This is a genomic window from Streptomyces sp. Ru73, from assembly GCF_002920575.1.
GTDB lineage: Bacteria > Actinomycetota > Actinomycetes > Streptomycetales > Streptomycetaceae > Streptomyces.
Window position 1 is genome coordinate 1 of record NZ_PQSQ01000159.1, and the last position, 10,256, is coordinate 10,256.

8 protein-coding genes and 1 pseudogene are annotated in these 10,256 nt (G+C 72.3%); all 9 read left to right on the forward strand.

The genetic code is table 11. The features are described 5' to 3' along the window. Positions 1-609 (forward strand): annotated as a pseudogene (locus tag C3486_RS35245) (DNA polymerase III subunit gamma and tau); the annotation flags it as partial. A gap of 425 nt (positions 610-1,034) precedes the next feature. After that, positions 1,035-1,394, forward strand: a complete 360-nt coding sequence (locus C3486_RS35250; protein ID WP_078888598.1) for a YbaB/EbfC family nucleoid-associated protein — start codon at positions 1,035-1,037, stop codon at positions 1,392-1,394. Between the two features lie 482 nt (positions 1,395-1,876). Then, positions 1,877-2,476 (forward strand): recombination mediator RecR, encoded by a 600-nt coding sequence (gene recR, locus C3486_RS35255; RefSeq protein ID WP_030615727.1) that lies wholly within the window; start codon positions 1,877-1,879, stop codon positions 2,474-2,476. Then, a complete protein-coding gene (locus C3486_RS35260) occupies positions 2,469-3,128 on the forward strand; it encodes a DUF5063 domain-containing protein (RefSeq protein WP_103836945.1) in 660 nt (219 codons plus the stop codon). Before recR ends, C3486_RS35260 begins: the two co-directional genes overlap by 8 nt. Positions 3,129-3,683: 555 nt before the next feature. Continuing rightward, on the forward strand, positions 3,684-4,955 hold the full coding sequence (locus C3486_RS35265; protein ID WP_103836946.1) for an aspartate kinase: 1,272 nt from the start codon (positions 3,684-3,686) through the stop codon (positions 4,953-4,955). Next, positions 4,952-6,172, forward strand: a complete 1,221-nt coding sequence (locus C3486_RS35270; RefSeq protein ID WP_103836947.1) for an aspartate-semialdehyde dehydrogenase — start codon at positions 4,952-4,954, stop codon at positions 6,170-6,172. Before C3486_RS35265 ends, C3486_RS35270 begins: the two co-directional genes overlap by 4 nt. Before the next feature lie 601 nt (positions 6,173-6,773). Continuing rightward, positions 6,774-7,439 (forward strand): SigE family RNA polymerase sigma factor, encoded by a 666-nt coding sequence (locus tag C3486_RS35275; RefSeq protein WP_103836948.1) that lies wholly within the window; start codon positions 6,774-6,776, stop codon positions 7,437-7,439. Beyond that, positions 7,436-8,809, forward strand: coding sequence for a DUF4232 domain-containing protein (locus C3486_RS38445; RefSeq protein ID WP_258053191.1), 1,374 nt, complete (start codon positions 7,436-7,438; stop codon positions 8,807-8,809). Before C3486_RS35275 ends, C3486_RS38445 begins: the two co-directional genes overlap by 4 nt. 203 nt (positions 8,810-9,012) lie before the next feature. Then, positions 9,013-10,059, forward strand: coding sequence for an SURF1 family protein (locus C3486_RS35285; protein ID WP_103836949.1), 1,047 nt, complete (start codon positions 9,013-9,015; stop codon positions 10,057-10,059). Positions 10,060-10,256: the final 197 nt, after the last annotated feature.

A 10,256-nucleotide genomic window follows, 5' to 3' on the forward strand; every position in this document is an offset into this window, starting at 1 on the left:
ATCCTGCTCAGCCAGAACGCCCAGGTGGCCGGGTTCGACGGGACGACGCTGCAGGTCGGCTTCCCCAACGCCGGAGCGCGCGACAGCTTCGCGAACGGCGGCAGTGAGGACGTACTGCGGGAGGCGCTGGCCGAACGGTTCGGCGTGCAGTGGCGAGTCGAGGCGATCATCGACCCGTCCGGCGGTGCCAACCCGCCGGGTGGCGGCCAGGCCCCGCGCGGCGGTGGCTTCGGCGGTGGCGGTACGGGCGGTGCCGGTGGCGGCTTCGGCGGCGGTGGTTACGGCGGCGGGGCGCCTGCCGGACCGCCGCAGCAGCAGCCCGCAGCGGCCCCCGCCCCGGCGCCGGCACAGAGCCCGCCGGACCAGGGCGGTGGTTACGGCGGCGGCCAGGGCGCGCAGCGGGCGCGGCAGGCCGTGGCCTCGGCCGGGGCCCAGCAGGCACCGGCAGCGGAGCCGGAGTACCGCGAGCCGGAGCCCCCGCCGGTGTCGATCGAGGACGACATGCCGGCCGAGGACGACGCCGACCTCGTCGACTCCGCGCTCAGCGGCTACGACCTCATCGTGCGCGAGCTGGGTGCGACGGTCATAGAGGAGTACAACAACGAGTGACCGCGGGCGGCCGAGGAAGACGGCCCGCGAAGCGGCTTGCGCGGGGCGCGTGACCGCGTACGGCCAGGTGCGAGGCGTAGGCGGCAGCGTCGGGCCGTCGGGTGCGGGTCTCGTGCCACCACCTCGTGCCACCACCTCGTGCCACCACCTCGTGGCGGCACGATGCCGCCGCGTCGGGCCGTCACTTGGCGCCGCGTCGACGCGTCGGCGTGTGCTCGCCAGAGGTCCGTAACCGGTCGCTTTGCGTAGTCGTACCTGGCGCCAGGCGTCGCGTTCCGTAATCGCCGCAGCGTCCGCGGCCGGTCCGGAGGTGCGGCGTCGAGGGGCACATCCGTGCTCCTCCCCGCGACGTAGGGCGTCATCCTGCTGGAGCACGTAGGCTCGGGCTACCGCACCCATTTGTAGTCGTACGGCAGGAGTCCGCAGTGATCCCCGGTGGTCAGCCCGATATGCAGCAGCTGCTCCAGCAGGCCCAGAAGATGCAGCAGGACCTCGCGGCGGCCCAGCAGGAGCTGGCGCAGACGCCCGTGTCGGGGTCGGCCGGCGGTGGCCTCGTCAAGGCGACCGTGACCGGCGCCGGTGAGCTGAAGGGCCTGGAGATCGACCCCAAGGCGGTCGACCCCGAGGCGGCCTCCCCCGAGGAGACGGCCGAGACCCTCGCGGACCTCGTCATCGCGGCGGTCCAGGACGCCAACGCCGCGGCCGCGAAGCTCCAGCAGGACAAGCTGGGCCCGCTCGCGCAGGGCCTCGGCGGCGGCAGCGGCATCCCGGGCCTCCCCTTCTGAGGCCGGACCGGCGAAGCGGCCGGTCAGGGCGGGCGAAGGCGCCGATCTTGTAGGTGGGCGAGGAGGCTTCGGGCCGGAACTCCGGAGCCGCCGGACTCCAGGGGCCGGGCCCGACCCCGGAGCCGATCCGGCCCCCGAAGCCGGCCCGGCCCCGCCGGAGCCCGGCCCGCCCCCCCGGGCCCGCCACGCAAGACCGGCGGACCCGAATCGGCCCGGACGGACCGGATCGGATCGGGGACCCGGCCCAGACGGACCGGACCGGACCGGGGACCCGGCGCAGACGGCCCAGACGGCCCGACCCGAATGGACCGGACCCAGAGACCCGGTCCACCCCCGGCCCCGCCGGGGAAGAACAGAAGAAGACCGGAAGGCCGGCAGGCCAAGACTTCCGGCAGGTTCCCTCCTCGGGGAGCCGAAACCTCCCGTTCGAGCGGGAGGGCAACTAGCGTACGGAGCAGTGCGGACAAGGGAGAGAGCTTTCCGTGTACGAAGGCGTGGTCCAGGACCTGATCGACGAGCTGGGGCGGCTGCCCGGCGTCGGTCCCAAGAGCGCGCAGCGGATCGCCTTCCATGTCCTCCAGGCCGAGCCGACCGACGTCCGGCGGCTGGCGAACGCACTGATGGAGGTCAAGGCGAAGGTCCGGTTCTGCGCCGTGTGCGGCAACGTCGCACAGGACGAGCAGTGCCAGGTCTGCCGTGACCCGCGCCGGGACCCCTCGGTCATCTGCGTCGTCGAGGAGCCCAAGGACGTCGTCGCGATCGAACGGACGCGGGAGTTCCGCGGCCGGTACCACGTACTGGGCGGGGCGATCAGCCCCATCGAGGGCGTGGGCCCGGACGATCTTCGGATCAGGGAGCTGCTGGCCCGGCTCGCCGACGGCACCGTCGGCGAGCTGATCCTGGCCACCGATCCGAACCTGGAAGGCGAGGCCACCGCCACGTACCTCGCGCGCATGATCAAGCCCATGGGACTGAAGGTGACGCGCCTGGCCAGCGGCCTGCCGGTCGGGGGCGATCTGGAGTATGCCGACGAGGTCACGCTCGGGCGGGCCTTCGAAGGACGGAGACTTCTCGATGTCTGATCCCACGTTGCACAACGCCACCCAGAACCCCGACGACTTCGCCGTACAGATCTCCGACTCGGTCGAGAGCTTCATCGTGGCGGTCACGGAAGTGGCACGCGGCGACGAACCGGACAGCGCGGTGCCCTTCCTGCTCCTGGAGATCTCCCAGCTGCTGCTCACCGGCGGCCGGCTGGGCGCCCACGAGGACATCGTTCCCGACGAGCGGTACGAGCCGGACGTCGGTCCGGAGCCGGACGTGGACGAGCTGCGGGAGCGGTTCGCCGCGCTGCTGGACCCGGTGGACGTCTACAACGAGCTGTTCGACCCGTACGTACCGCGCAGCGCGCCGGTGGCCTGCCGGATCTCCGACGACCTCGCCGACATCATCACCGACCTGCGGCACGGCCTCGCGCACTACCGGGCCGGGCGGGTCACCGAGGCCCTGTGGTGGTGGCAGTTCTCGTACCTGTCGAACTGGGGGCCCACCGCGAGCGCCGCGCTGCGCGCCCTGCAGTCGCTGGTCGCGCACGTCCGCCTGGACCAGCCGCTGGACGAGCTGGACGGCCTGGACACGGACACGGGCGCCGACGGCGGCGGCAACCTGGAGGAAGAGGCCGGGAAGGTGATGGCGGCGGAGATCGCCGGCCCGCTCGGCCTGCGCCAGGGCTGAGGGACGGGGCAGGGGGCACGGGGCCCGGCGTACGCGTACGGGGCCGCACCCGGCGTCCCCGTACGGGGCGGTACGCGGCCGTCCCGTATCCCCCTGCGGGCCATACGCGGCCGTCCTGCAGGCCCGCAAGGCGTACGCACGCGCCCCCTCGTGCCCTGGCCCGCCCCCGCCTAACGCCGTGCGCCCTGTGAGCTGGCTTACGTTTCGGGGTGGTTTCCGTGTGCTCCCGGCCGGAGCGGGCAGGTGGCTTGCCGAGCGGGCGCGACGGAGCGCCACGCCGGCCGTTTCGGGAGATACTCGGAAAGAAGGACACGGACGGCTCGTACCGGGTCAGGGCGGTGGGCGCTGCGGTCGGACGCGACCGACACGCCGACCGTTTCGATCAGGTTATGAGCAATGTGTCTCACGATGTGGTATTGGCGAGGCGGATTCCGCCTGCTCGATAGACTGAGCCGACCGCATGGCCCCTGAACCCGGGGGTCCGGAAACGCCCGCAGACCTGCGGAATCCGCAGGCCACGGGGATCCGACAGACAGTTGCGAGGAGCGAGCACACGTGGGCCTTGTCGTGCAGAAGTACGGCGGCTCATCCGTTGCGGATGCCGAGGGCATCAAGCGCGTTGCCAAGCGAATCGTCGAGGCCAAGAAGAACGGCAACCAGGTTGTCGTAGTGGTCTCCGCGATGGGCGACACGACGGACGAGCTGATCGATCTCGCGGGGGAAGTTTCCCCGATGCCTTCGGGCCGCGAGTTCGACATGCTGCTGACCGCCGGAGAGCGGATCTCCATGGCCCTGCTGGCGATGGCGATCAAAAACCTCGGACACGAGGCGCAGTCCTTCACCGGCAGCCAGGCCGGCGTCATAACGGACTCCGTGCACAACAAGGCACGGATCATCGATGTCACGCCGGGCCGGATCCAGACGTCCGTCGACGAGGGCAACATCGCGATCGTCGCCGGCTTCCAGGGCGTGTCCCAGGACAAGAAGGACATCACCACCCTGGGCCGCGGCGGCTCGGACACGACCGCCGTCGCGCTGGCCGCCGCGCTGAATGCGGACGTCTGTGAGATCTACACCGACGTCGACGGTGTCTTCACCGCCGACCCGCGGGTCGTGAAGAAGGCCCGCAAGATCGACTGGATCTCTTTCGAGGACATGCTGGAGCTGGCCAGCTCCGGTTCCAAGGTGCTGCTGCACCGCTGCGTCGAGTACGCACGCCGTTACAACATCCCGATCCACGTCCGGTCCTCCTTCTCGGGGCTTCGGGGTACGTGGGTCAGCAACGAACCGCAAGGGGACCAGCCGATGGAGCAGGCGATCATCTCGGGCGTCGCGCACGACACCTCCGAGGCGAAGGTCACGGTCGTGGGCGTCCCGGACAAGCCGGGCGAGGCCGCGACGATCTTCCGGGCCATCGCGGACGCCGAGATCAACATCGACATGGTCGTGCAGAACGTCTCGGCCGCGTCGACGGGCCTGACCGACATCTCCTTCACCCTGCCGAAGACCGAGGGCCGCAAGGCCATCGCGGCCCTGGAGAAGACCAAGCCGTCCGTCGGCTTCGACTCGCTCCGCTACGACGACCAGATCGCGAAGATCTCGCTGGTCGGCGCGGGCATGAAGACCAACCCCGGCGTCACCGCCGGCTTCTTCGAGGCGCTGTCCAACGCGGGCGTGAACATCGAGCTCATCTCGACCTCCGAGATCCGCATCTCGGTCGTCACCCGCGCCGACGACGTCAACGAGGCCGTGCAGGCCGTCCACAGCGCGTTTGGTCTCGACACCGATTCCGACGAGGCCGTGGTCTATGGCGGCACCGGCCGATGACCTCGGCTGATGGGCCGGTACCGGCAGCGGACGTGCTGCCGTCACCGGCCCATGGGACGCCGCTGCCGGACGAGGGTCCGACGGCGGCGGCCCGTGCGGGCCGCCCGGACGACCGTGCGGCCCGCAGGCCCAACCTCGCCGTCGTCGGCGCCACTGGCGTCGTCGGCGGCGTGCTGCTCGGCATACTCTCCGAGCGCGCCGACATCTGGGGCGAGGTACGGCTGATCGCCGCGCCCCCGGCCCGCCGGGCGGCAGCGGGCAGCAGGACGGACCAGGAGCCGCCGGCGGAGCGCAAGCTGACCGTACGGGGTGTGGAGACCGAGGTCCTGGAGCTCGCCGAAGAGGTCTTCGACGACATCGACATCGCGCTCTTCACCGGGCCCGACGAGGTCTCGGCGGAGTGGGCGCCGGTCGCCGCCGCCAAGGGCGCCGTGGTCGTCGACGACTCCGCCGCCTTCCGTACGGACCCGGACGTTCCGCTGGTCGTACCGGAGGTCAACGCGCGCGCCGCCCGCGTACGGCCGCGCTCCATCATCGCCAGCCCGAACTGCACGACGCTCTCGATGATCGTCGCGCTGGGCGCGCTGCACGCCGAGTACGGCCTCAGCGAGCTGGTCGTCTCCTCCTACCAGGCCGTCTCCGGCGCCGGCCGGGCCGGCGTCGACGCGCTGCGCAGCCAGCTCTCCGCGGTGTCCGGCACGGAACTGGGCACCTCACCCGGCGACGTCCGGCGGGCGGTCGGCGACGACCTCGGGCCGTTCCCCGCGCCGATGGCGCTGAACGTCGTGCCGTGGGCCGGCACCCTCCAGGAGGACGGCTGGTCCTCCGAAGAACTGGCGGTACGCCACGAGTCCCGCAAGGTCCTCGGCCTGCCGGAGCTGCGGGTCACCGCGACCTGCGTCCGCGTACCGGTGATCACCACCCACTCGCTGGCCGTGCACGCGCGCTTCGAGCGCGAGGTCACGGTGGCCGGCGCGCACGAGATCCTGGCCGCCGCGCCGGGAGTCGTCCTCTGCGACGACCCCGAGGAGGGCGAGTTCCCCACCCCCACGGACGCGGTCGGCACGGACCCGGCCTGGGTCGGCCGGGTGCGCCGCTCCCTGGACGACCCGCTCGCGCTCGAACTCTTCGTCTGCGGCGACAACCTCCGCAAGGGCGCGGCCCTGAACACCGCCCAGATCGCCGAACTGGTGGCGGCGGAGCTGACGGGAAGCTGAGCAGTAGCCGAGGTCAGCCGGGGCCGGGCAGCTGAGAGGGCCGGGCGGGCCACGGGCCACGGGCGGCTGGCGGTCGGCTGGCGCTGGGGGCCGAGAGGGCCGGGCGGGCCAAGGGCGGCTGAGAGGTAGCTGCGCGAGGCGGGCATCCGGCGGACAGCTGCTGGGCGGCTGCGCGGGCGGCTGTGCAGGCGGGCCAGGTACTTGAAACTCGAAGGACCCACTCCCCAAGACCTGGCGCCGTAGGTAATAATTCGAGGACTTGTGAAAGTCCTGTGAGCGGATCGTCGATGCTGGTCACGCGAGCTGTATCGATGTTCCGTTCGACTATTCGCTCCCCGTCGTGCTGCAACCGCAGCCGCGCGGGGAGCGTCTTTGTCGCCGCCCTTCCTGGGCGTTCGGCACGGCACGGTTCGGCGACGCGCCCACGCGGCGCACGACGAAGGTCTCACGAGGGCCGCGGTAAGTGCGTAATACCGCCCATACGGGCACGGGCAATATGGGGCATCAAGGAAGAGCTGGTACGCATGAGGGCATTCAACGCATCGCCAAAAACGGTGCCTTGCGCGTACAACCCTGACGGGGGGAAGCGTGTCCAACAGGCGTGGCAGAGGTACTCGGCATCGCGATCGGCCCAGGGGGCACAGGCGGCACGGCTGTGGCGCGGCCGCCGCGTACTCGCATCCCCGGTGGCATGCCGGTGATCGCGCCCTGGCCCGCCGCGCGCCCCTCGCAGGCGCCGTCCCCGCACGGGAACGCTGACGAGGCGATGGCAGCGGGCACCACAGTCGACCACCTCACCGAGACCTACAGAGCGCACTACCGCTCCCTGCTCGGTCTCGCCGCGCTGCTCCTGGACGACACCGCGTCCTGCGAGGACGTCGTCCAAGAGGCGTTCATCCGCGTGCACTCCGCGCGCGGACGTGTGCGCGACCCCGAGAAGACCCTCGCCTACCTGCGGCAGACGGTCGTCAACCTCTCCCGCTCCGCGCTGCGCCGCCGCATCCTCGGACTGAAGCTGCTGTCCAAGCCGATGCCGGACATGGCGAGCGCCGAAGAGGGCGCGTACGAACAGCTGGAGCGGGACCAATTGATCAAGGCGATGCGCGGTCTGCAACGGCGCCAGCGCGAAGTCCTCGTGCTGCGGTACTTCGCCGACATGACCGAGGCGCAGGTCGCCGAGACGCTGGGCATATCGCTCGGCTCGGTAAAGGCGTACGGCTCACGGGGTATCGCGGCGCTGCGCGTCGCCATGGAGGCTCCGGCATGACCAGCAAGCAGTACGGCCCGAACGAGCCCGAGTCCAACGGCTCGACGGGCCCGCACGACCTGCAGGGCCCGGATGGTCCGGACGGCCCGCAGGAAGCGAACGACCCGCACGGCCCGGACGGCCTGCAGGGCCCGGACGCGGCGGATGACAACGGTGCCAAGGGAGCCGAGGGAGCCAAGGGCGCCGAGGGAGAGACCGGGCGGGACGGCGGCCTCGGCGCATTCGGTGCTTCCGCCGGCCTTCGCGACCTCGGTGGGCTTGGCGGGCCTGATGGGCTTGGCGGGCCTGGCGGCCTTGCCGGACCTGACGATCGCGCAGGTGACGGCGAACACGGCGGTGATGGTGGCCAGGGCGGCGACGCCGAGGAGGAGCTGCGCAACCTCCTGCAGTCCGCCGTCCGCGACCTCGAACCGTCCCCCGACTCCCTCGAACACCTCCGCCGCGCGGTACCGGCCCGCCGCCGGCGCCGTCGGCACGCCGTGGCAGGCGCCGCCGCCGTACTGATCTTCGGCGGTACGGCCATGCCCGCCATGCTGCACGTCGCCAACGGCGGGGACGACGCCGACCGCAGCGCCAACGCCGCCAGCAGCTCCCGGGCGCACTTCACCACCGGCGGTACGCACGGCGGCGCCGCCCGCCACGAGAGCGACCGCCCGGCCGGCAAGGACGGCGAGCCGGGCACCAAGGACGGCAAGAAGACCGGCAAGGACAAGGGCAAGGCGAAGGACGGGGCGAGCGAGCAGCCCGGTGGCCCCGCCGCCGACCCGGCCGCGACGATGGACGTCACCTCCCCGGCCTGCCTCCGCTCCCAGCTCGGCAACGGCAGCGCCAGCGTCGCCGCGGCCGACGCCGAAGGCCGCGTCTACGGCACCCTCCGGATCGTCAACGTCTCCACCACGGCCTGCTCCGTCGACGGCGGCGGCAGCGTCACCGCCGTCGCCCAGGGCAGCGCCGACGCGTCCCGTGTCCAGGTCGTCGACCACACCGCGGGCGACGCCGCGACCGGCCTGCCGGACCCCGCGGCGGCCCCCGGCCAGCTGGTGCTCAAGCCCGGCGAGGCGTACGAGGTGAAGTTCGCCTGGATCCCGGCAGAGGGCGGCGGGCCCTCGGGCTGCGCGGCACCCGGTACGCCGACGCCCGGCAGCTCGGAGGGCGCGGGCTCCGGCGAGCCGGCCAACACCACCTCCGCCGAGGGCGGCGGCGACCAGGCGGGCGGCGGCAACGAGAGCGCAGGGGACGGCGGCACGCAGGCCGCCAGCGTGGCGGTCAGCCACACCCCGGAGGCCGGCGAGCCGGCCGCCGCATCCACCACGATCAACGACGCGTGCGCGGGCACGGTGTACCGGACCGGAGCCCTCCCGGCGCAGTAACGGCCGGGTGACGGTCGGGAACGGCCACGGCCCCGTACGACCGTGGTGCACGGGATACGGGCATGGCCTCGGACGACCGTGGTGCGCGGGATTCGGGCATGGCCTCGGGCGACCGTGATGCGGGATACGGCATGGCCTCGGACGACGGTCGGGATACGGGCCCGCCGTCCGGGTACGAGGCACGTGCCCGTACCTTTGATGGTGTGTACCGGTTCCTGCTCACCCCGCGATGGTGGGGAATCAACGTCTTCGTCCTGCTGGCGATCCCCGTGTGCATCTTCATGGGCAGCTGGCAGCTGAGCCGCTTCGAGGACCGCGTCGACACGCACCAGCAGCAGGAACACCGGGCGGCCGACGCCAAGGCCGCGGCCGCCCGCCCGGTGACGCAGCTGCTGCCCGTCGACAAGAACACCTCGGGCCGGCGCGCCAGCGCGACCGGGCACTACGACACCGGTCACCAGCTGCTCGTCCCCGACCGGCAGCTCGGCGAGCGCACCGGCTTCTACGTACTCACGATGCTGCGCACGGACGGCGGCCGGGCGCTGCCCGTCGTACGCGGCTGGCTGCCGGGCGACGCGGACTCGAAGGCCGACACGGCGAAGGTGCCGGCGCCGCCCCGCGGCGAGGTGACCGTCACCGGTGCGCTGCAGGCATCGGAGAACCAGGGCACGCAGGGCGTCCAGACCGGCGGCGGCCTGCCGCACGGCCAGCTCGGCATGATCAGCGCGGCGTCGCTGGTCAACATCGTGCCGTACGACGTGTACGACGCGTGGATCACCGTCTCCGACGCCCAGGCCCCGCTGAAGGCCGTACCGCCGACCGCGGCCGAGGGCAGCGGCCTCGACCTCAAGGCGTTCCAGAACCTCGGCTACACCGGCGAGTGGTTCGTCTTCGCTGGCTTCGTGCTCTTCATGTGGTTCCGCCTCTTCCGCCGCGAAGCCGAAGCCGCCCGCGACGCCGCCCTGGGCATCCCCCCGGAGGGCTTGGCCACCCCGACCGAGCCCACGCACACGGGCACGTCGGCTAAGGCAGCTGGTACGGACGCAGCGGCTGAGGCTGCGGGTACGGCGGACGAGGCTGCAGGTGCGGACGCTGCCGCCGAGGCCACCGGTACGGAGTCGCCGACCGAGGCCGCAGGTGCGGGCGTGCCGACTGAGGCTGCGGGGGCGGAACCTGTGGCTGAGGGGAAGGCGGAGGGGGCGGCTGACGCGGAGGGGGCGGCTGACGCGAAGGCCCCTTCGCGTTCCTGAGCGGGCGAGACGGGCGCTCCGCTTCCCCGCCAGCCGAACACTCACCCCTCCCCGGGGGCCCCTCCCCCCCCCGCCCCCACCCCACCCCTCCCCCCCCGGGTTTTTCAGCTGCCTGGGCGTGCGGGAGTCCGAGGTCTGCAGCCCCGTCCCGCCACCCCGCGGCACCCGCCCCCCCGCACCCCTGGCGTCCCAGTCAG

Bases quoted from the DNA above. Each gene is read 5' to 3' on its own strand.
- C3486_RS38445 (WP_258053191.1), top strand. From the start codon at position 7,436: ATGACCAGCAAGCAGTACGGCCCGAACGAGCCCGAGTCCAACGGCTCG.
- C3486_RS35270 (WP_103836947.1), top strand. From the start codon at position 4,952: ATGACCTCGGCTGATGGGCCGGTACCGGCAGCGGACGTGCTGCCGTCA.
- C3486_RS35260 (WP_103836945.1), top strand. From the start codon at position 2,469: ATGTCTGATCCCACGTTGCACAACGCCACCCAGAACCCCGACGACTTC.